Below are 21,344 nucleotides of genomic sequence, written 5' to 3'. Positions count from 1 at the left end.
TTTTATCTAGGGATTTCTACAGATTCCGTTATCATATTGACCACGCTGTCGGTTGTCATACCTTCCATTTCACGTTCAGGCGTTAGTATAACCCTATGGTTCAATACCGGAACCAATGCTTTCTTCACATCTTCAGGAATTACAAAATCCCTACCTTGAATAGCTGCAAAAGCCTTTGCTGCGTTCAACGTGGCGATTGAAGCTCTTGGGGACCCACCTAAATACAGGTGGGGATGGTTTCTGGTTTTGGTAATGATATCGGCAATGTATTTGATTATTTTTTCCTCAACCACAACCTCTTGGATTTTCATTTTAAAATCGGTCAGTTGTTTTGAGGTTAAAACATCAGAAATGCTTTCTTGTGGTTTTTCACCTTTACGTTCGTGGTGGGTTTGGATTATTTTTATTTCTTCTTCCGCTGAAGGGTAATCCACTTTTATCTTAAAAATAAAACGATCAAGTTGTGCCTCAGGCAGGGCGTAAGTACCTTCCTGTTCTATAGGATTTTGTGTGGCCAATACCATAAATGGAATATCCATGGGGTAGGTGGTACCGTCCATAGTGACTTGGCGCTCTTCCATGGTTTCGAACATGGCAGCTTGGGTTTTAGCAGGAGCACGATTAATTTCATCAATTAGTATGATGTTTGAGAAAATAGGACCTTTTTTAAACTCGAACTCTGAAGATTTTACATTAAAAATTGATGTTCCCAATATATCGCTTGGCATAAGATCGGGTGTAAACTGTATACGACTGAACTCGGTTTTTAAAGTCTTTGCAAAAAGCTTGGCGGTAATGGTTTTGGCTATGCCGGGAACACCCTCAATCAATACATGGCCGTCTACCAAAAGGGCGACAATTAGTAACTCAATAAAATTATCTTGCCCAACAATGACCTTGGCGAGCTCAGTCCTGATATCGGAAACCGCCTTTTTTAGTTCTTCAAGAGGGATCCTATTGTCAAAATTAAGATCGTTCGTATTTTGCTCGTTACTTTCCATCCGCTTTTAGTTTAAATTTTTCGATTAGTGTATTTAGTTTTTGCAAATCATGATTTTTGATCACAGACCGTATTTTCAATTTTTCCATATAAGAGAACAACTCCTTTATTTCGTCATAAGAATGATTGCTCCGCGATGCAAGATTGTGAAAAAACCCATCATCTCGTTTTAAAGTGTTCAGATGAAAATGGGACCGTATATATTCTAGGAAATACGCTATTTTATGATCGGTTATCGATTTTTGCTCCCCTTTTTTAAAATACATGTCGGCAATGGTTCGTGTAAAAGCCAGTGTCTGGTTTTTTAAAGGGGTTACCACGGGAATTGCCCTTTGTTTGCGTTTGCCCTCGAAAATCACATACAACAAAGCACCAATAAGTACAATGTAATAGGCCCATTTGAACTCCTTGGTATTCAAAAATATATACATGGGTGAGGTATAGAACGATTTTCCTGATTTATAATGGTTGTCCATATAAATGGGTTTGCTATCGTCAATATAAGAAAGTAGACCAGCTGTATAATCCTTATTGTTGTTTTCGAGTAGAAAATAGTTGGTGAAGGCCTTTGGAAAAGTGCTTAATATTATTTCGCCATCTCCAAAAGGTTGCTTTATGATATTGAAATTCGCCGCTTGTTCGTCACTTTCACCTATTTCATAATCTACCTGACCAATGATAATGGCGTTGAGCGTATCGATTTTACTAAAATAAGTGGCATAATTGTCCTTTTTAAACTCATAGAATCCATCATTCTTAAATCTGGAGTGTACTAATTTGTGTTTTTGTTTTTGCTTCTCACCAAAATCGGCATATAACCCGGAGGTTTCAAAATTCAAAGTATCCTGTAATTCATGTTCAAACGCCCCGGAGGCTATGAAAAGGGTGTTTCCTTTTGACGTCCAATACAACAAAGAATTCATTTCGGCCTCACCAAAAGAAACACGATTGTTCACGAATAAGTACGTGCCATTGATTGTAGAGTCCGATTGTAAAAGTTCAAACGGAGGCCTTTGTACCTGCCTCAGATTTTTACCGTACTTTTTTTTCATTAAATCATTCAGAACATAAGTGCCATACGGTATTTTATGTTGTGACACGAAGGAAGGAAACCAATTGACTTCTTTAGGTTTTCCATATTGAAACAACATAAGAAAGGCCAATGTGACCAAGGCAATGACGATATATATTGTGCCTTTTTTACGCATTGACGTCCAAGGTTTTTTGAAGGGATGAAAATTTGCTTTCGGCCTTTAGATATTTGGCCTCATCAATAGGAAAGTCCCCATACCAGATATAGTCATAAAGCTTGGTGATATGGCTAAAGGGCCTTTTTAATTCTTCTTCTCCCAATTCATTTATATAATCATCATTGGTTTTTTGCATTTGCCAATCAATAAGTTCTTTTTCGCTCATTTGCTTTAAGATGAGTAAATAGTAATACCGAATGGCCAGTCTATAATTGTTCTCTTCAAGGGCTTTTTGTATGAGTTGATTAATATCCTCATTTTTGATGATGTGCTCATCTTCGGAAAGGGAGACCAAATTCTCATTTTCTTTGCTATAGAGCAGGGCCCTGGAATTCACGTTCAGAAAGAACTTAATCAATAGAAATAAGAGAATGCCAATAAGTATGTAAGGTAGAATTCGCAGGAAAAAGAATAAATATCCAGAAGCTTTTTCAACTCCGAACAGCCATTCGAAGAATTGGGAAAGTAAATTACCCATCCATGTCTTGAAGTTTTCCCACCATGTAAGGTCGGCCTTTAAGATTTCATAATCGAACTTTGGGTCTTCTTTATAAACTTGAAGATCTTCCTTGGATATCTGTTTTAAATGCAGCTTGCCATCGTCATATTTGATTTGGGTAGAATCTTTTTGCGCAATTAGGGTGCAAGTAAATAGGCCACAAATCAATATAATTAGAAGCTGTTTTAGCATATTAATTCTCTGGAGTTTTGCCTAGGTTTTGAATACGTTCAAATGTGCCTGTAAAATTCTTTTTTTCGTTGAGGTTAAAATAGATAAAAGCACCTGCAATTATCGTTATCAAATTCAATAGAACTTGGGCCAAGGTGCCAATCATATTAAGAATCATATAGATTGGGTCGATAAAACTGTCCATCATATTGGCCGCATCCATTTCTCCGGAGAAAATACCCATTTTCGCATATTGATAAATAACTGCAGGTATACTAAAAGCATAACCGGCAATTCCTACAATAATACCAACTACAAATAGAGTGGCGAAGGTAATCCACCATTCATCCTTAACTAGGTTAAAGCCGTAACTATAAGATTCGCCAATACCTTTTTTCATGAATACCATTATACTGAACGATAGTGATAGTGGAACGGCCAAATATATTCCCGGTAAAAAACAGAATATAAAACCGACCATGATAGATATGACCACAATAATCCCCAGTCCTATAAAGCTCCATAATGAACCGTAGACCTCTTTTTTAATTTCATTGAAATCAATTATGCCATTATGGTTTGTATAAGATTTTATGTAGTGTAACACGGTTGATTGTGAGGTTGCGTAAACCATAATCAACGCAATCATAAAAACAAGGACACTAACAAGCATGCTTATACCACTAAAGAACTCATTTGAGCTTTCAGTATTGAAATCCATTAAGGAGCTGAATGAATTCAAATAAAAACCCATTGCTATAAGTAACACCACCAAATAGGGGCCAACAATCTTAAAATATGTTGATACAAAGGGTTTGAACTGTAGTCGTAAAAAGGCAAAAGTATCGGAGAGTATTTCGCCTAATTCGCGCTGTTTTTTAAATTCAATGAATCTGTCCATTTCGGTTGGCTTTTAAATGTAGTTGATATGGGTATATAACGTAATAAAACAGAATTAGTACTAATGACGCAGTAATAATTAAAATGGCCAACCAGTCAGGCATTTCGGTATGTCGGGTTACGAATCCTTCCAGAAATCCTGCGATAATGAAAAAGGGCACGGTACTCAGCATTATCTTCAGTCCGCTTTTGACACCTCTTTTGAAAGATTCCAGTCTAGTGAATGTGCCAGGAAACAGCATTCCATTGGCCAAAACAAGGCCGGCACAACCAGCGATGATGATAACCGAAATCTCAATGGTTCCGTGAATCCATATGGTGCGGGCAGATTCCCAAAGTAGTCCTTTTTCATAAAAGAAATACTGAAAACTACCGAGCATTATCCCATTTTGCATCATGATCCATAAAGTTCCAATACCGAGCATTATTCCATAGCCGAAGGCCATCATGGCCACACGAATATTGTTTATGGTGATACCCAAAAACATATTGAATTCACCCATTTCTTTGTAAACAGCCATTGGGTCTCCTTTTTCAATATTATCCAAGGTCATGTTCACATAACCATCACCAAGGATTGATCGTACAAAATCACCTTCGTTTGCTGCTGAAAAGGCTCCGACCAAAACGAAAAAGGAGAATACCAAAAAAGCGATCAGCAGTTCGCGCTGATGATGAAAGAACATGGTAGGGAACTCTGTTTTCCAGAATTCAATGATTCGATTCTTCGGTTCCTTTTTTGTCTTATAGATTTTTTGATGTGCCTGGGATGCTATTGAGTTTAGATAGAATTCAGTATTACTGCCAGCATAAAAGGTCTTGGCATAACTAAGGTGGTCAGTAATTTCTATGTAAAGGTCAGACAATACATCAGGCTCTATCTTCGTTTTGTTTGACAGTGCGTTTTCAAAAGTTACCCATTTGTCTTTATTTTGCTTTACAAAGGCGGCCTCACGCATTAATATTGGGTTTATACCCAAAGAAACTAAAATATGGAACAATTTCAAATAGAAACTGCCCAAAATATAAGTATTAGCCAAAATACCGCGCATCTGGGAGACCGTATGCTGGCGTACTTAATAGACAGTTTTGTTATAATTGCCTATACCGTTTTAATGATTTGGGCCTTGCTGGCCATGGATATGGATTTTTCTGATATGTGGGCCGTTTATATGCTTCTGGGCTTGCCTGCCTTTTTATATTATGTTTTGTTGGAAACATTTATGGATGGGAAAACAATTGGCAAGGGATTAATGCATATTCGCGTTGTAAAGCTGGATGGTTCAAAACCTGGATTCGCCAGTTATTTTATTCGTTGGATCCTTCGAATAATAGATGTGGTTCTGACTTCTGGTGGATTAGCAGTTTTGACCATACTTATACGAGGAAACGGACAACGAATAGGTGATATAGCTGCTGGTACCACTGTAATAAGCGAAAAGAAAAGAGTTAGTATAAAAGATACATTACTAAGGGACCTTCCTGAAGATTATGTGCCTAAATATGCCCACGTCACTGTTTTTGATGACCGAGAAATGCAAACCATAAAAGAGCTATATGACCGAGCAAAGCGAAACGGAGATCATCAAATTATTGTTTCTTTGAGCATTAGAATAAAAGAAGTGACCCAGATAGTTTCAGATACAAAACCTATTGAATTTGTAGATCAAGTTATCAAGGATTATAATTATTATACCCAACAGCTCTAGTATATGTTTTATTTGACCATTGATATTTTGGGAACCATAGCCTTTGCCATATCGGGAGTGCTGGTAGCTATGGAGAAAAAGCTTGACTTATTTGGAGTTCTAATCATTGCATTCGTAACCGCCATTGGTGGGGGAACTTTGCGCGATATGCTCATTGGTAATACACCTGTTGTATGGATGCGTGAATCAATCTACATATTTACGATTTTAGGTACTGTGATTTTCGCCATTATCTTTGCCAATCAACTTAAATATTTGCGAAAGACCTTATTTTTGTTTGATACCATAGGTATTGGGCTATTCACCATGGTTGGTATCGAGAAGGGACTTTCGGCAGATCTAATGCCCGTAATGTGCATTATATTAGGAACCATAACGGCTTCTTTCGGCGGAGTAATTCGAGATATTCTGTGTAATGAGATTCCTGTGATATTCCATAAGGAAATATATGCAACCGCTTGTATTATAGGTGGTTTGTCATATTTTTTGTTAGTGCAATTGCCTTTTGACAGTGCCTATGCTTATGTAGCAGCGATATTTATTGTTATCCTGATAAGAGTTTTGGCAGTACGATTTCATATTGCCTTGCCAAATATCTACAAGTTTTCTAAGAAATAAGGAGGTAAATCTAATTCACCACTTCAGCCTTAAGAATATAGATGTTCTTTGATGGCCAATCCCCTTTCCCCACGGGTTGGGCATTGATTTTATCAACAACATCCATTCCTGAAATCACCTTTCCAAAAGGGGTGAAATCGCCATCTAAGTGATAAGAACCGGGTTTTGTGACCACGATGAAAAACTCATAGGGAGAGGCCAACATATGTGGATTGTTGATTTCGCTACTCGGCATAGAAATAATGCCTCGATGATGTTTATACCCTTTTTTTGCATCGGGCGGAAGTAAATACCTACCAATAGCACGTCGTTTATTGCCTGTTGCCTTATCGTCAGAATTTCCTCCTTGGATAATAAAATTTTTCACAACTCGGTGAAATTGGGTATTGTCAAAATACCCTTTCGATGTCAAAAAGATGAAATTAGCTTTGTGGTAAGGAACATTATCAAATAACTGTACGGTAAAGCTTCCAAAAGTCGTGGTTATTTTAACGGTATCATCTTTAAGGGTTTTGTTGTAATTAAAAAAGAAATCTATGGCATTCTCTTCTGTCAACAGGAAGGGTTCCTCTTTTTCTTCAATTTGGATTTCCTCTTCTTTTTCTTCAGGATTTTCATTGGATATTTCTGCAGGCGTATCAACAACACTTTTTGAGAGAGCATCCTTGCATCCTAGTAAAATACCTAAAAATAATAGTGGTAATATTGTATGAGAATTGAAGCTTTTTAGTGCCATGAATTTTGATGAGTTTATCATAAGGAGTTCAAAAATAAAAAATCTACCACTTCCCGGGGAGGCATCTCACTATAAAATGGCCCCAGAAATACGGATCAAGGAGTTAAAAGAAGGGTTTCCAGCAAGAAAAAACGCGAAACAAGCAGCAGTTTTAGCGTTGTTTTATCCCAATAAACGGCAGTCTACCAATCTATTGTTGATTCTAAGAAAGACCTATAAGGGGGTGCATTCCAATCAAATTGGCTTTCCAGGCGGTAAGACTGAGAAGGAAGATGGCGATTTAAAAGAAACCGCATTGCGAGAAACCCAGGAAGAAGTTGGTGTACCTTCAAACAAAGTTGAAATAATAAAATCGTTGAGCCAGATTTACATTCCACCAAGTAATTTTGAGGTGCAACCTTTTATGGGATTTTATCATGACCCTCAACCCTTTATACTTCAAGAGTCGGAAGTTGAGGCATTGGTTGAGGTACACTTACCTGATTTTTTGGATGATAACAAGATTTTCACCCAAAAACTTTCTACTTCCTATGCCAACGATATTCACGTACCTGCCTTTAAATTAAATGGTTATACGGTATGGGGTGCAACCGCTATGATGTTAAGTGAAATCAAAGAGCTTTTGAAAATAGTTTTATAAGGCATAATTCGTAAATTAGCCCCCTATGGCATTATTTAAGGAGAATCCGTTCGGACATATTCTTTTTTTGAAAAAGTGGCTTATACGTATCATGGGTGTAATTACCCATCAACGCTATAAAAGTTTTAATACTCTTGAAATAGAAGGGTCAGACATTATTAGAAATCTGCCAGACACCAATGTACTTTTTGTTAGCAACCACCAAACCTATTTTGCAGATGTGGTTGCCATGTTCCATGTGTTCAATGCAAGTTTAAGTGGGAGGGATGATTCCATTAAAAATGTGGGGTATTTATGGAACCCTAAATTGAATATCTATTATGTTGCAGCTGCCGAAACAATGAAAAAAAGTCTTTTGACCAAGATTTTTGCTTATGCCGGTTCTATCAGCGTGGAACGCACCTGGCGCTCCGAAGGCCAAGATGTAAAGCGACAAGTAAAGATGAGCGATATTTCAAATATTGGGAAGGCACTTGATGATGGTTGGGTGATCACTTTTCCCCAAGGAACCACAACGCCGTGGAAACCTTTAAGAAAGGGTACCGCTCACATCATAAAAAAGTACCGACCTATTGTAGTACCTGTAGTTATTGATGGTTTTAGACGTTCGTTTGATAAAAAGGGGCTACGTGTCAAGAAAAAGGGAATTCTTCAACATATGAGTATCAAGGAACCCTTGGAAATTGATTATGAGAATGAATCTTTTGACTCGATAATTGAAAAATTGGAATATGCCATTGAGCAGCACCCATCGTTTTTAAAAGTTATTCCCAAAAAAGAACTTCTGGCTTACGAAGAAGAGAATAAACAGCGAAAATGGAAGCAGGACAAAACAAAGAAGGACAAATCTAAAAAAGCTTAAATCTCCAATTGCTTTAGGTCATTATAGTTCCTTTTCAATTTTCTTAGCAACAGTCCATATAGTAGAAAGTAGATTCCACCAACGATGGCGGTCATTAATACTCCCATTATTGCCATTGCTATCATAATGGTCACCTTGATTTTTTCCGGAGAGATATGTTCCGATTTCTCCCTTAATTCGCTAAAACTTGAATAGATATCATCGGTAAGGTACACGCCAACAATCATCAATGCCACAATCACAAGAATCATGGAAAGTGAATAAATAATATAGTGCTTTACCGTGGCCCTTGTTTTGAGGATTTTTCGCATCAGGTTTTTTGAATTATCCAATACGGATATTTCTTTGTAACGTCTGTAAAATTGTATAATGAAGTAAAGAGCTACTCCGTAAGTGATGACACTTAGACCAATAAGTATATTGTGCAACCCAAGTTTATCATATATATCCATATTCTCCCTATAGGAAGGAATAAGCAATAATAAGTGAGGTAGGGTGAATTCCAAAATACTGATTATCAATATCCACTTAACAATTGAGGAAGATTTCTTCCAGATCATGTTATGAATCTCATCATATGACAATTTAGGAAGATGCGCCTCCTTCTTTTGCCAGTCTTTTTTTAATAATTCCAGTTCGTCAGTCATAACGTCACGGGTTCAATATGGTTCTTAATTTGTTCTTTATTCGGTTCATTTTTACTCTGGCGTTAACTTCTGTTATACCTAGGGTTTCTGAAATTTCCCGATAATCTTTATCTTCCAAATAGAGGAATACCAACGCTTTTTCTATGTCTCCCAATTGCTTTACAGCCTTGTACATTAATTGCAGTTGTTCCTCTTCTTTTGGATCATACTCATCGGCTGTTATTTTATAAATAACCGCGTCATAGTCTTGAGTTCGTATTCTTTTTTTTGATTTTCTGTAAAGCGTTATAGCCGTATTTAGAGCAACCCTGTACATCCAAGTACTGAATTTTGAGTCCCCTCGAAATTTTGGGTATGCTTTCCATAGCTGTATTGTTATTTCCTGGAACAGGTCTTTGTGGGAGTTCCTGTCATTGGTGTACAATGTACAGACCTTATGAACAATATTTTGATTGTTCTCAAGTTCCGTCACAAATTGATGCTCCAGTTTTTCGTTCACGCTTAGGTTGGTGGGTTGTTATCTGGTTAGTAGTTACTCTTTACAAATTGTTACATGTAAAGCATAAAAAAGGTTTTATATTCAAATTTTTCAACTCGAATTTAAAACCTATATTCAATGTCTTTACTTTCTGTAATCTAAGGCTGGCGCTCTGTCTCCCAAAAGAGGAATGTATTTAAAATCAACTCCTCTACGCTCCAAAAATTCTTTTTTGGCCTTGTCAATCAATTTGTTATCCTGATATAGGTTTATCGCCGTAAGTGCTAAAGTCTTGGCTGCTATCATCATACCTTTATTTCCTATAGATGTTCCTCCTGCTGCAACTGCTTGCCAACTATGTGCAGGTGTTCCTGGAACCCAAGTTGCTGCCCCCATACCAACTGTGGGTACCGTAAAACTTACATCGCCAACATCTGTAGAGCCAAAGGCTTTTGCTTCTGTTTTATAGGGTTGAACTTTTTTGGCCATTTCCTCATTCACGCCCTCATATCCCATGCTAATGGCTATTTTGTCCGCAAATTCTTTTTCCTTGGGAGTGTATTCCATTCCTCCAACTTTAGAAAGATTATCGTGCATTAATTTTTGCAAGGTAAGGTTGGGCAATAATTCATGGACACCTCCTATCATTTCAAAGTCCATAGTAGTTCCAGTACCTAATGCTGCACCTTCAGCCGCTTTGACCATACGATCAAAAACATCAATCACTACGTCCCTGGTATTGTGTCTTGCGTAGTAATAAACTTCCGCAAAATCAGGTACAACATTCGGAGCCTTACCACCATCAGTAATAACATAGTGTATCCTTGTTTTTTCAGGAACATGTTCTCTAAGCATATTCACCATGTTGTTCATTGCTTCAACACCATCCAAGGCAGAACGCCCCTTTTGAGGAGCTGCTGCGGCATGCGCCGATACCCCATAAAACCTGAATTTGGCTGATTTGTTTGCCAAAGCTGCACCTGCGCTAGCCCCATTGACTGAACTTGGGTGCCAATGCAAAGCAACATCAACGTCATTAAAAAGACCTTCACGAACCATATATACTTTTCCCGATCCACCCTCTTCGGCTGGTGTACCATAAAAACGAATTGTACCCTTTGTTTTGTTTGTTGCCATCCAATCCTTGACAGCAATGGCCGCGGCTGTTGATGCCGTACCAAAAAGATGGTGACCGCATGCATGACCCGCAGCCTTACCTGCCGATTTTTTCTCAGGAACTGCCTGTTGTGAAAGACCTGGCAATGCATCATATTCTCCCATAATTCCTATTATTGGTGCACCGCTACCATACTCAGCAATAAAAGCTGTTGGTATGCCTGCTACTCCTTTTTTAATGGTAAACCCAGCATCACTCAAGGTTTTCTGGAGCAAAGCTGAACTTTGTTCTTCTTGGTAGCCCATTTCCGCCAATCCGAATATGGTCTGTGCAATATCACCATAAGATTGGCTTTTAGCATCCAGTTGTTTTAGTACATTGTCCAGTTTTTTCTGGGCGGTTGAAACATTGGCGGCCATTAAGGCAACTACAAATAATAAAATTGATTTTCTTAGGGTCGATATCATTTTCATGGTTTTATTCTAGTTTGATAGTTTTCTTTTTTGAATTTTGGAATTCTTCATTCAGGTTCAATTGGATAATCTTATCATTATCCAATTTAGGGACTAAGATAAACTTCATCTCGGATATATTTATAAATGAAGAATAAAGTGTTCCACCTGTGCGCCCTTCATTATTGGTAAACGGTGATTGAACAGCTCTTGCGGCAGCCGTGCCCACTTTTTTCATATTGGCAGGTTCATTCATGGTTTCAATCATGTTAAGCTCCTTTTCTATTGCATCGAATCTTGGGCAAGGATAATTACCTTTTGATGGGTCAGATAATAGGTAATTGGTCATTACCAATCGGTTTTCTTTAATGTTGATCAGTTTTTCTTTTCCGTTCACCCATTCAATCACAACTGCATTTCCAGTACTGTCTCCAAACATTATATGTGCATCATTCAGCCCAACATTTCTTTTGCGAATCAGGATAATCGCTTCTTCAACCGTTTTACAATTGGCAAGTATATCATCCCCTAGGTTTCCTTTGGCCTTTTTAGCTCCTTTAATAGGTTCTTGTTCGGGGGTTACGGCACCATCAAAGAAAAGGCCATGTTCATTGACTCCGCCTTGGGCAAAATCATCCCAACCATACCAAAGTCTGGCATATTTGTTCTTTGTTTTTGGTGTCAATTGAATATACGCATCAACGTCGTACCAATAATCTTCATTATTGGCCACATATATTTTTCCAGTGTTTTTATCAATGTAATAGATTATAGAACAGGCATGGCCCAAACCAATCCCAAAAAAAAGAAAAAGTACTGGTAGAATTTTTTTGACCGACATCATATAGGCACCCATTGACAATAGTTTGTGCGAACTAAATATACTAAAATCACTAAAGTAAAACACTTATTTCCTTGGATGATATTTATTCATGACATCAGCTAAATGCGTACGGTCAACGTGCATATATACCTCCGTAGTGGTTATGCTTTCATGACCCAGCATTTGCTGTATGGCGCGCAAGTCCGCACCGTTTTGTAGCAAGTGTGTTGCAAAGGAATGTCTAAAGGTATGAGGACTAATACTCTTACCTAGGTCTATTTTAACGGCCAATTGTTTTATAATTGTAAAGATCATGGCGCGTGTAAGTTGTTTGCCGCGTCTATTCAGAAAAAGAATATCATCAAATCCTTTTTGAATTTTTTGGTGTACCCTTATTTCTTTCCTATAAATATTTATATACTTTTTGTTGAAATCGCTTATTGGAACAAAACGTTGCTTATTACCTTTGCCCGTAACTTTTATAAAGTCCTCCTCAAAAAACAGATCTGATATTTTTAGACCGATAAGCTCAGAAACCCGCAGGCCACAACCATACAAAGTTTCTAGCATAGCCCTATTTCGTTCACCTTCTGGTTTTGAAAGGTCAATAGCATCTATGAGTTGATTTATCTCATCCTCAGAAAGAGTATCAGGCAACTTTCTTCCAATTTTGGGAGATTCGAGTAAATCCATTGGATTGTCCTGACGATAATCCTCAAAATTCAGGTAATTGAAAAAACTCTTAAGACCGGATATTATTCTAGCCTGGGACCTTGGATTAATTGTTTTGGCAATTTCATAAATAAAGGCTTGAACAGTTTCCTTATCAATTTTAATAGGGCTAATGACCATATCATTTACGTCAAGAAAGCCTACAAGTTTCTCAACATCCCAAACGTAGTTTTTTATAGAATTGTCCGACAAACCCCTTTCAATACGCAAATAGTGCTGAAAGTCCTGAAGAGCTTGATTCCATTTCATAGTACAAATATTGGGCATTTATCTTCGAAATACATGCTTAAACCACATAATTGTTGCGTTGGCAACATATTCCTACATTTTCACAACGAAAAATCTTTGTATGTTGTATCTTAGAGTAAGTTTGAACTTTCATTAACTAAAATTAAAATTATGAAAAAAGTAGTATTAGTTGCAGCATTGGCATTATTTAGCTTTAGTGTTAGTGCACAGGAAGGCTTTTTTGGTAAGGTTGGATTATCAAACGTAACCGCTAAAGTTGATATTCTGGGAGCAAGTGTCTCTGATTCTGAAATGGGTTTCCTTGCAGGAGTAGGGTACAATTTTGTGGTCGACGATACATTTGAGGTAGAGCCATCGGTTCTTTTTAGTGTTGTCAGTGATTTAAACTCATTGTACATTCCAATTATGGCCAAGTACAAGGTTGCTGAAGAGTTCAGTATTCAAGCAGGTCCTCAGATAAACTATTTGTTGGAAGATATGACTCAGGGCGAATTCGGTTTGGATTTGGCTTTTGGTGTTGGATATAACTTTTCTGATCAATTTTTTGCTGATGCAAGATATGCACTCGAAGTTTCTAGAGATATAGAAGGGTTTAGCTTAAATTCATTACAAATAGGTGTTGGTTATAGATTCTAGAACCAACCAATAATTATAAATGGTATAGCGGAAGCACTTGTGTTTCCGCTTTTTTTTTGCCTATTTTTAGGTTTAGGCATTGTATTTGTTAAAGGTTTAAACAATCTATATATTTGATAAATTAAACTAGACACTATTATGAAAAAATTATTTTTACTCTCACTATTCTCTCTTTTTGTTTTTAACCTATCCCAAGCGCAAAGTTTACCAAAATTTGGTATTACTGGTGGGCTTCTTAATACTAATGTTGACTTTAAAACAGGGAATTCACTATTAAACCTTGTAGGGGTCAATAATTTCGCAAAAATAAATAGTACCGGTTATTACATTGGTGCTTTGGTCGATATAGAAGTTTTGGGCAATTTTCATGTACAACCTGAATTAACATATGGTAGTGCCAAGGATCTTTCGTTCATTTATTTACCGGTTATGGCCAAGTATTATATTGCTGATCAGTTTCATATTCAGGCAGGGCCACAACTTAATTTTTCCTCTAACTTGGATGATATAAAAAAAGCGATTCGTGATACCGAAGAGCTAATTGGCACGAATGGGAATGTTGATGATGTATTGAAAAGTGTAGGGGTTGATATTGGAGTAGGTGCAGGTTACGATGTGATGGATAACTTGACCATACAGGCCAGATACTCATTTGAGCTAACTGATAGATATTCAGGACCAGCAGGTGGTGTTTTGGATATTAAGGGATCTGCCTTCCAAGTAGGTTTGGCATACATGTTCTAAGAAGAATAAAGTTAGTATGATTAAAAAAAACGGCCCACATTGTGCCGTTTTTTATGTTTTGTCATAATGGTTAGCCTAAATTTTCGACCAGATTAATGTGATAGAAGTATAGAATGTGGCCTTGTACAACCTATTTGGGCCATTTTGCAACAAAAATGCACCACCTTTCATTGAAGATTTTAGTTTTGTGTAACAACTAAATAACCTAAACCAATGAAAAATACGCTGTTAGCTATTGTCTTTACTCTTGTAGGACTGGGTGTGCAAGCCCAAGAAGGATTTAAACTCGGATTCCATGGCGGACTCCCTCTCAATGATTTTAACGATGCAGTTACCCTTATGCTCGCTTTGGATGGTGGCTATATGTATGCTGTAAATGAGACAATTGATGTAGGTGTTGCCACTGGTTTTGTTCACGGTTTCGCCGAAAGCTTTAGCTCAGAAGCAATCGAGGCCGACTATCCCAACATGCAATTTGTGCCAATGGCGGCGTCAGTGCGTATCTGGACCTCCAATTCGTTCTCTTTTGGAGTAGATGGCGGTTATGCCATGGGCGTGAATGAAGGTAATGATGGTGGACTTTATTATAGACCGATTATTGGATATTTGATGGGACCTAGTACCGAAGTCAATTTTTCCTATTCCACCGTTGAATTGGATGGGGCCACTTGGAACTCTGTAAACCTTGGTGTATTGTATACCTTTAAATCAAAACGAAGTCGATAGTTTTCAAGAATTTTTTTAAGAATAAAAATACTTTAGGGAGGCTATTAAGCTTCCCTTTTTTTTGTGACTTACAATTCGCTATTTTTACTTTATGAAAATATTGATTATCAATGGGCCCAACTTGAATCTTTTGGGCAAAAGAGAACCCGAAGTTTATGGGAGTACCACATTTGAGGAATACTTCAAAGAATTACAAGGTAAATTCAAGGAAGTTGAATTAACCTATTACCAAACCAATATTGAAGGCGAGCTTATAGATAAAATCCAGGAAGTGGGCTTTTCACATGATGGTATTATTTTGAATGCAGGAGCTTATACGCATACCTCCATCGGGATAGGCGATGCTATTAGGGCCATTACCACACCTGTGATAGAGGTACATATTTCGAACACCTACAGTCGGGAAGATTTTAGGCATGTATCGCATATTTCGCCGGCTGCTAAAGGCGTTATACTTGGTTTTGGACTGCAGAGTTATGATTTGGCCATACGGAGTTTTGAGAATAAATAAAACAAAACGGCTACCCACTTTTTTGTACCAATATGGACGTATAAGATGTATTGATCATCTTTATAAACACGTTTTGCTCCATCTGAAAAAACCAAGCACCTTGAATCATTACCACTTTTCCAACCAAAGAAGTATCCGTTAGGCAATCCACAAAAAATTTGGCCAATCTGTTGAGTGCAATTCTTTTATTAAGGAAACTTTATTAATTTCTTGGGAGAAATAGTCTAAGTTAAGTGCGAAATTTAAAGAAGATTTTAATTTAAGTAGAATAAAGGCCAATTGGATATGAAAAAATTAAGCTCCACCTTATTACCACTTCTTTTCTTCTCGGTCTTTATTTCTGCTCAAGTAAATAGTCCTCTGGATATGGACGAAGAATCCCAAAATAATCTATTTACAAAAGACTGGAGCAGTTTGGACGACTTAATTACTGGTAAGCCTAAAATAGTTCTGAATGATAATCTTCTTGGCTTAAATCTTAGGCCAGACATCAATTTTAACGATCTGATGGTCAATGAAACGCGTTCAGATATTGAAACTAATGTAAAGGCCATTGAAATGCCCATTCACGAACCTTATGGGAATTATAAAATGCGTGTCATAAAAAATGACTCTACAAGTCGATTTTACCTGAAAATTTTTGCGGACAAATAAAACTGCAGCCAACAATATCTATAATTCATAACTCTCCCACTTCTTACCTGAAACATCCTAACGGATTAATCGCAGCGTAATCATAACCGAGCTGTTGGCAACAATTAAAACAGAATAATTATGAAATCAACAATGTTTTTTACAATAGGAATCATAATACTATTTTTTTCTTGCCAACAGAAAAAAGTAAAAGCTGCTAGAGCTAATGTTGTTAGTGAAATTAATTTTTACACTGCAGACAGCATTAAAATAGTTGGCGACTTGTATGAATTGGATAAAAAGGGGAGTACAATCCTATTGTTTCATCAAGGTGGTTCAAACGCAAGAGGAGAATATGATTCAATTATTCCAAAACTGATTGATAAGGATTTTAATGTTTTAGCTATCGACCAAAGAATGGGAGGACAAGTATATGGAAATTATAATAGAACACTTGCAAATATCCCAACCAACAATTTTGAAGATGGTTATAGTTATTGTGATGCATATAATAACATTGAAAGTGCCTTAGACTTTATAATTGAATCTGGTTTCACTGGAAATAAAATTCTTTGGGGAAGCAGTTATAGTGGTTCTCTTGTAATTCAGTTAGCAAGTAAAAGGCAGGATGATATTAATGGTGTATTAGCCTTTTCACCAACAGCTGGACGTTCAATGAAAGAATGTCCATCACATGAATATTTTGAGTCAATAAAGATTCCACTCTTGTTATTAAGACCTCCCAAGGAAATGGAAAATGAAAATTCAAAGATGCAATTTAATTTGGCAAACAAATTTAATCACCAAACATACGTAGCAAAATATGGTGTACATGGCTCATCTATACTTATAGAGGACAGAGTTGGGAATGATGTTGATGATACATGGGAAACTGTTCTGTCATTTATAAATAGTATTGAAAATGAATAAAACTGTTGCCAACACCGTGTAGAATTTATTGCTAATATTCACCTACTCGCGAAAATCCTCGCGGATTTCCTATTCGGTTTGTATTTACTAAATTAGTACATGACGCAGCGAAACCGTACACAAGACCGTTAGCACCAATCAATTCTAAATCAACAAAAATGAAGGTTACAGCTGAAAAAAATGAAAAAGTTGCCAATATGAGCTTTGCATCTATTTACCCTCTTTACTGGAATAGATTGGAAAAACATGGTAGAACAAAAGAAGAGTTCCATCAAGTAATAGAATGGTTTACTGGTTTTGACGAAAATAAATTACAATCGCTAATCGAAGAGAAAGTAACGTTTAGAACGTTTTTTGAGAAAGCAAAAATCCATCCGAATGCATACATTATTAAAGGGGTTGTTTGTGGTTATCGAATTGAAGAAATAGAGGATGAATTTGAATTGTATAAACAATGCAGACAAATGGAAAAGCTTATCGATGAATTGGCAAGAGGTCGTAAAATGGAGAAGATATTACGAGAAGAAAAAAAGTAGAAACAGGTGCTAACATAACCTAAACTGCATTAAAACAGGTTTAGCCAAAACGTTGGACGGCATTAGACAAATATGAACGAAGAAATAATCAAACCAACATACACGAAGAAACCTGATTTTCCGGAACAAGCCATACACAAGACCATTGTGAAACATAAGACCAACATGAAACCATACTCTTTATTCATATTGTTGTTTTTCCTGATTTCATGTAATCAGGAGAAGAAAGTCAAAACGCATGATGCTTCAAATTTCTATAGCTCGAATACAAATCGTGTGGCAGCAGAATGGGAACCTGCCAAAGGCGTTATGTTTGCCTGCCCTCCTATTATCCCAAAAGAACTCATTATCGAACTTGCCAAGGATACTCATATCTATCCCATTGTAGATGGAGAAAAAGAGAAGGCCATAGCCATGGAATGGTTTTCGAAATGGGAGATCGACAGTACGAGAATAACCTTCATAGACCTCAAAATGGACTCTGATATTCCTTATGTTCGTGATTGGGGTCCGGCAGCAGTATTTTTGAAGGATGGAGGATATAAGCTCGTGGATGCAGATTTTGTCAACTCTGACCCATTTACGGATAGAGCTTGTAACGATTCGCTGGAGCTACACATATCAAAAAAAACCGGGATGAACTATCACAGTAAGAATGCAGATAGCTCAATTGTGCCATTGGCTAATCAGCTTGGATCTGAGGTGTTTAAAGTACCCTTTACAAGTACTGGGGGCAATGTTCTGACCGATGGTATAGGCACTGCTTTCTCCACTTGTATATTGCTTACTGAGAATAGATTCAATGGCGTATCTGACGAGCAATTCTACTCTTTGAACGACTCACTATTAGGTTATAACAACTATCATGTGACCTCTAATTTCGAGAGTGATGGAATACAACATATTGATTGTTTCTTGAAGATTATTGATGAACAAACGCTGCTCGTTGCACAACCTCCATTAGACCATGAACTCCATGATGTCTACGAGAATATCGTGGACAACGAATTGTCAAAATTGAAGAACCCCTATGGGCATGCATATACCATCAAGAGAATCAGACTTGGAAGAGTAATAGAAGAATACCTTACTGCGTACACAAACTCTCTAATATTAAATAAAAATGTATATGTGCCCCTGTATGGAGTAGGCTCTGACTCTTTGGCCATTGAAACTTGGAAATCCGTAATGCCTGGTTATACCATAAAAGGCCTTCGTTTTGCTATTGATGAACAGCCTTACTTGGCGAGCAGTCTTTTTGAATCGTTTAAAGAAGATGGAGTGAATACAGGCTGGGGGCCAGATGATGCTTTGCATTGCAGAACCCGTGCTGTTTGGGATAGTGAGGCGGTCTTCATCTCTGTGAACCAAGTCGTTACAGAACTTGCTTTAACAGACGAAGCCATTGTTTATGCCACAATAAGAGACTATAGTGACCAGGGTATAGAAGATCAAGGGATAAAAATCCACTGGCGAATCAAAGGAAATCAATTATGGAATACAGACACTATGTTCAGTAATAACTCAAAACACCATTGGTATTCTATGATTCCAGCGCAAGAAAAAAACACCGCAATTGAGTATTATGTGGAGATAACTTCAAAAGATGGAAAGTCAATTACCAGGCCGATGACCGCCCCAAAAGGATCTTACGAATTCAAATACGTTTCACAGTAACACCAATTAATCCAATGTGATTTATCAGAAAAGATGAAAAACACTAACTTTAAAATGGCGCGATTCTTAAACGGACTATTTTCATTGAAAATGCCCACAACGGAATCATAGCCGAGACTGATGATCTCATATGCTCCTTCGAAGTTACCTGCAAGACTGAAAAAGAAACATGGTATAAAATACAGGATTAAAAATGCAAATTATGTCAATAAGAATTTAAGTAATGAATAAATCAAAAATAATCTTCATTTCATCAATTGCGTTTTTGTTAATAATGCTCGGATGTAACCATGCGAAAAATCAGGTAGAAAGCCCACCTCCGAACATACTTTTCTGTATTGCCGATGATGCTACGTTTAAACATATGAGTGCTTATGGTAGCTCTTGGGTAAAAACTCCAGCGTTCGACAGAGTTGCTGAGCAAGGTTTACTGTTTACCAACGCATATACCCCTAATGCAAAGTGTGCGCCCTCACGATCATGTATCGTGACAGGTCGCAATTCTTGGCAATTGGAAGAGGCTGGCAATCATTGGAGTTATTTTCCTACTAAGTTTAAAACATATGCTGAAACGCTAAATGAAAATGGCTATCATGTTGGCTTAACAGCTAAGGGATTGGCTCCAACGGTGGCATTAACTGAAAATGGGAAAAAAAGACCAGTTTTGGGTAAGGAATTTAACGAAAGGAAAACTACGCCTCCCACAAATGCAATGTCGAATATAGACTATGCAGCCAATTTTGTCGATTTTTTAAATGAGAAAAAAGAGGATGAACCATTTTGTTTTTGGTATGGAGGGTTTGAACCTCATCGTGCATATGAATATGGTAGTGGTATAAATAAAGGCAATAAGAAACTCAAAGATGTAGATGGCATACCAGATTTTTGGCCTGAAAAAGAAACGGTAAAAACAGATATGCTTGATTACGCATACGAAATAGAATACTTCGATTCGCACTTAGGGCGAATGTTAAGAACTCTTGAAGAAAGGGAAATGTTAGACAATACAATTGTTATCGTAACATCAGATAACGGCATGCCTTTTCCACGAGTTAAAGGTCAATCTTATGAGTATTCGAACCATTTGCCTCTTGCAATCATGTGGAAAGACGGCGTAAAACAACCAGGTCGCGCTATTAATGATTTTGTAAGTTTTATAGATTTTGCACCAACATTTCTTGAATTGGCAGGTATTGAACAATTTGAATCACAAATGCAACCTATTGAGGGCAGAAGTTTAACTGATATTTTGTATTCTGAAAATGGAAAAAATATTTTGACCAATAGAGATTACGTTTTAATTGGTAAAGAGCGCCATGATGTTGGACGACCAAATGATTGGGGATATCCAATTAGAGGTATTCGCAAAGGAGATTATTTGCTGGTTCTAAATTTTGAATCTGACCGATGGCCTGCAGGAAATCCGGAAACAGGGTATTTAAACACCGATGGAGGTGCAACTAAAACGCAAATATTGAATGACCGAAGGAAAATGGGTACAGATAAGTATTGGGACCTCTGTTTTGGGAAGCGTCCTGATAAAGAGTTATATGATGTAGTTGATGATCCTTATTGCATAAATAATCTGATTGACCAACCCGATTTGGCAGAAACTGCAGGTAACTTAGAAACACAATTAATTAAAGCGTTAAAAAAACAAAAGGACCCACGTATGTTTGGAAATGGAAGAGTTTTCGATGAGTATATGTACGCTAATAAAACTGACCGTGAATTTTACGAGCGCCAGATGAATGGCGAAAATCCAAAAGCTGGTTGGGTTAACAAAACCGATTTTGAACCGAAAGAGATTATAAAAGAGCTGGATTGAAAATGGAATGATAAAAAAAGAAAGACAATAGGTGCCAATGTATAAAAAATGGCCCTGATAGTGCATAGTTTAAGTGTTTGTAGCCCGAATCAACCCTCGTGATACTCGATTGGAAAGTACTACTCAATTAGCTTCTATTCTTAACTAACCGTTCTCAGCAAGCTATCGGAACTCTATAAGTTAGTCCTGTTATCCAAAAATCGAAATTAATTATATTTAGCAATGAATAAGATTTTTTGA

Annotated in this window: 24 protein-coding genes; 13 read left to right on the top strand and 11 right to left on the bottom strand. The window is 37.2% G+C overall.

Going from position 1 to position 21,344, the window contains the following annotated elements; translation table 11 throughout:
• Positions 1-2: 2 nt before the first annotated feature.
• The 5 genes from FB2170_RS16395 to FB2170_RS16375 are packed head-to-tail and all read right to left on the bottom strand — an operon-like array spanning position 3 to position 4,779.
• Complete coding sequence (locus FB2170_RS16395) at positions 3-1,001, bottom strand: AAA family ATPase (RefSeq protein ID WP_013307727.1); 999 nt, start codon at positions 999-1,001, stop codon at positions 3-5.
• Positions 991-2,208, bottom strand: a complete 1,218-nt coding sequence (locus tag FB2170_RS16390) for a DUF4350 domain-containing protein (RefSeq protein WP_013307726.1) — start codon at positions 2,206-2,208, stop codon at positions 991-993. The genes FB2170_RS16395 and FB2170_RS16390 overlap by 11 nt, the downstream gene beginning before the upstream one ends.
• Complete coding sequence (locus FB2170_RS16385; RefSeq protein ID WP_013307725.1) at positions 2,201-2,941, bottom strand: DUF4129 domain-containing protein; 741 nt, start codon at positions 2,939-2,941, stop codon at positions 2,201-2,203. Before FB2170_RS16385 ends, FB2170_RS16390 begins: the two co-directional genes overlap by 8 nt.
• Before the next feature lies 1 nt (position 2,942).
• Positions 2,943-3,821: a hypothetical protein gene (locus FB2170_RS16380; protein WP_013307724.1), complete on the bottom strand. Its 879-nt coding sequence runs from the start codon at positions 3,819-3,821 to the stop codon at positions 2,943-2,945.
• The gene (locus FB2170_RS16375) at positions 3,805-4,779 is read right to left on the bottom strand and encodes a stage II sporulation protein M (protein WP_041633287.1); all 975 of its coding nucleotides are present in this window, start codon (positions 4,777-4,779) and stop codon (positions 3,805-3,807) included. Before FB2170_RS16375 ends, FB2170_RS16380 begins: the two co-directional genes overlap by 17 nt.
• A 33-nt stretch (positions 4,780-4,812) precedes the next feature.
• Here FB2170_RS16375 and FB2170_RS16370 point away from each other — a divergent pair, with 33 nt between their 5' ends.
• On the top strand, positions 4,813-5,529 hold the full coding sequence (locus tag FB2170_RS16370; protein ID WP_013307722.1) for an RDD family protein: 717 nt from the start codon (positions 4,813-4,815) through the stop codon (positions 5,527-5,529).
• 3 nt (positions 5,530-5,532) lie between these two features.
• Positions 5,533-6,147 (top strand): trimeric intracellular cation channel family protein, encoded by a 615-nt coding sequence (locus FB2170_RS16365; protein WP_013307721.1) that lies wholly within the window; start codon positions 5,533-5,535, stop codon positions 6,145-6,147.
• A 10-nt stretch (positions 6,148-6,157) separates the two neighbouring features.
• Here the strand turns inward: FB2170_RS16365 and FB2170_RS16360 are convergent, their stop codons facing one another.
• Positions 6,158-6,883: a peptidylprolyl isomerase gene (locus FB2170_RS16360; protein WP_148232123.1), complete on the bottom strand. Its 726-nt coding sequence runs from the start codon at positions 6,881-6,883 to the stop codon at positions 6,158-6,160.
• On the opposite strand from FB2170_RS16360, the gene FB2170_RS16355 reads away from it, so the two are divergent.
• Both FB2170_RS16355 and FB2170_RS16350 read left to right on the top strand, forming a co-directional pair.
• Complete coding sequence (locus tag FB2170_RS16355; protein ID WP_013307719.1) at positions 6,882-7,523, top strand: NUDIX hydrolase; 642 nt, start codon at positions 6,882-6,884, stop codon at positions 7,521-7,523. The genes FB2170_RS16360 and FB2170_RS16355 overlap by 2 nt on opposite strands.
• A gap of 25 nt (positions 7,524-7,548) precedes the next feature.
• Positions 7,549-8,385, top strand: a complete 837-nt coding sequence (locus FB2170_RS16350; RefSeq protein WP_013307718.1) for a lysophospholipid acyltransferase family protein — start codon at positions 7,549-7,551, stop codon at positions 8,383-8,385.
• Here the strand turns inward: FB2170_RS16350 and FB2170_RS16345 are convergent.
• The 5 genes from FB2170_RS16345 to xerD form a co-directional block, all read right to left on the bottom strand.
• Positions 8,382-9,032, bottom strand: coding sequence for a hypothetical protein (locus tag FB2170_RS16345; RefSeq protein WP_013307717.1), 651 nt, complete (start codon positions 9,030-9,032; stop codon positions 8,382-8,384). The two genes, FB2170_RS16350 and FB2170_RS16345, sit on opposite strands and share 4 nt — an antisense overlap.
• A gap of 4 nt (positions 9,033-9,036) precedes the next feature.
• Positions 9,037-9,531, bottom strand: coding sequence for an RNA polymerase sigma factor (locus FB2170_RS16340; RefSeq protein ID WP_013307716.1), 495 nt, complete (start codon positions 9,529-9,531; stop codon positions 9,037-9,039).
• A 123-nt stretch (positions 9,532-9,654) separates the two neighbouring features.
• The gene (locus tag FB2170_RS16335) at positions 9,655-11,100 is read right to left on the bottom strand and encodes an amidohydrolase (protein WP_013307715.1); all 1,446 of its coding nucleotides are present in this window, start codon (positions 11,098-11,100) and stop codon (positions 9,655-9,657) included.
• 4 nt (positions 11,101-11,104) lie between these two features.
• Positions 11,105-11,935, bottom strand: a complete 831-nt coding sequence (locus FB2170_RS16330) for a carcinine hydrolase/isopenicillin-N N-acyltransferase family protein (RefSeq protein WP_013307714.1) — start codon at positions 11,933-11,935, stop codon at positions 11,105-11,107.
• 51 nt (positions 11,936-11,986) lie between these two features.
• Complete coding sequence (xerD, locus tag FB2170_RS16325) at positions 11,987-12,883, bottom strand: site-specific tyrosine recombinase XerD (RefSeq protein ID WP_013307713.1); 897 nt, start codon at positions 12,881-12,883, stop codon at positions 11,987-11,989.
• A gap of 150 nt (positions 12,884-13,033) precedes the next feature.
• On the opposite strand from xerD, the gene FB2170_RS16320 reads away from it, so the two are divergent.
• The 9 genes from FB2170_RS16320 (at position 13,034) to FB2170_RS16280 (ending at position 21,104) form a co-directional block, all read left to right on the top strand.
• Positions 13,034-13,519 carry a porin family protein gene (locus FB2170_RS16320; protein WP_013307712.1) on the top strand — a complete coding sequence of 162 codons (486 nt, stop codon included), beginning with the start codon at positions 13,034-13,036 and terminating at the stop codon, positions 13,517-13,519.
• Positions 13,520-13,657: 138 nt separating this feature from the next.
• The gene (locus FB2170_RS17095) at positions 13,658-14,263 is read left to right on the top strand and encodes a porin family protein (protein ID WP_013307711.1); all 606 of its coding nucleotides are present in this window, start codon (positions 13,658-13,660) and stop codon (positions 14,261-14,263) included.
• Between the two features lie 213 nt (positions 14,264-14,476).
• A complete protein-coding gene (locus FB2170_RS16310) occupies positions 14,477-14,989 on the top strand; it encodes a hypothetical protein (protein WP_013307709.1) in 513 nt (170 codons plus the stop codon).
• A 91-nt stretch (positions 14,990-15,080) separates the two neighbouring features.
• A complete protein-coding gene (gene aroQ / locus FB2170_RS16305; RefSeq protein WP_013307708.1) occupies positions 15,081-15,500 on the top strand; it encodes a type II 3-dehydroquinate dehydratase in 420 nt (139 codons plus the stop codon).
• Positions 15,501-15,785: 285 nt separating this feature from the next.
• Positions 15,786-16,154 (top strand): hypothetical protein, encoded by a 369-nt coding sequence (locus tag FB2170_RS16300; protein WP_013307706.1) that lies wholly within the window; start codon positions 15,786-15,788, stop codon positions 16,152-16,154.
• 120 nt (positions 16,155-16,274) lie between these two features.
• Positions 16,275-17,063, top strand: a complete 789-nt coding sequence (locus FB2170_RS16295) for an alpha/beta hydrolase family protein (RefSeq protein ID WP_013307705.1) — start codon at positions 16,275-16,277, stop codon at positions 17,061-17,063.
• A gap of 158 nt (positions 17,064-17,221) precedes the next feature.
• Positions 17,222-17,599 carry a DUF2200 domain-containing protein gene (locus FB2170_RS16290; protein ID WP_013307704.1) on the top strand — a complete coding sequence of 126 codons (378 nt, stop codon included), beginning with the start codon at positions 17,222-17,224 and terminating at the stop codon, positions 17,597-17,599.
• 72 nt (positions 17,600-17,671) lie between these two features.
• Positions 17,672-19,276 carry an agmatine deiminase family protein gene (locus FB2170_RS16285; protein WP_013307703.1) on the top strand — a complete coding sequence of 535 codons (1,605 nt, stop codon included), beginning with the start codon at positions 17,672-17,674 and terminating at the stop codon, positions 19,274-19,276.
• Between the two features lie 223 nt (positions 19,277-19,499).
• Positions 19,500-21,104: a sulfatase gene (locus FB2170_RS16280; RefSeq protein ID WP_013307701.1), complete on the top strand. Its 1,605-nt coding sequence runs from the start codon at positions 19,500-19,502 to the stop codon at positions 21,102-21,104.
• The last annotated feature ends 240 nt before the right edge of the window (positions 21,105-21,344 follow it).

Source organism: Maribacter sp. HTCC2170, assembly GCF_000153165.2.
Lineage (GTDB): Bacteria > Bacteroidota > Bacteroidia > Flavobacteriales > Flavobacteriaceae > Maribacter_A.
The sequence above is the reverse complement of the archived record's forward strand: the minus strand, read 5'-3'. Positions and strand labels throughout refer to the sequence as shown.